Genomic DNA, 578 nt, shown 5'->3' on the forward strand with positions numbered 1-578 from the left:
GTTTTGGTGTTTAAGGTGGTATGCGGCAGCTTCAGTATTGCGTTGCTCACCCCTTAACAGGGCGTTATGTTACTTATCTAGGCTTGGAGGGTGAGATGAGAGTTAGACATATTTTACTGTTTTCATTCATTGTCTTATCTATATTTTCTGGGTTTCACTTGGCGCTTAGGTATAATTATCAACCTATAGAAATTGTTCGCATCACTGAAACTGACTGTTCTTCTGATTACAATTTCAGCTCAGTTCATACTAGTGTTACAAGCAATTTTGAAATGGCTGAAGCTTGTCGAGCGAAAGTTACATCTACAAATAAGGGGTACGTATTTAAACCCTTGTCAAATTGCCCTACTTATACCAAGGGGTGGGAGGTTATCTTATTTAGTAGTGAAAACTACTTTACTGGTAGCAAACGGCTTTGGATAGATTGCGAGCCTTATTTAGAGTTGCCCAAACCATCACGTTATAAGCTAAGTGAGTTAAATGATTTATTTGAACAACAGCTCAATCAATTACCGTAACATAACAAGGCGTTTAAGGCAGATTCCCAACGTTTGGCGTCTTGTATTCTAAGTTGGGTT

Annotated in this window: 1 protein-coding gene; it reads left to right on the plus strand. The window is 38.6% G+C overall.

The genetic code is table 11. From position 1 onward, the window contains the following. Positions 1 to 20 precede the first annotated feature (20 nt). Positions 21 to 518 carry a hypothetical protein gene (locus tag RH45_RS23725; RefSeq protein ID WP_241211631.1) on the plus strand — a complete coding sequence of 166 codons (498 nt, stop codon included), beginning with the start codon at positions 21 to 23 and terminating at the stop codon, positions 516 to 518. The last annotated feature ends 60 nt before the right edge of the window (positions 519 to 578 follow it).

Origin of the sequence: Vibrio sinaloensis DSM 21326, assembly GCF_000189275.1 — a bacterium.
GTDB classification, from domain to species: domain Bacteria; phylum Pseudomonadota; class Gammaproteobacteria; order Enterobacterales; family Vibrionaceae; genus Vibrio; species Vibrio sinaloensis.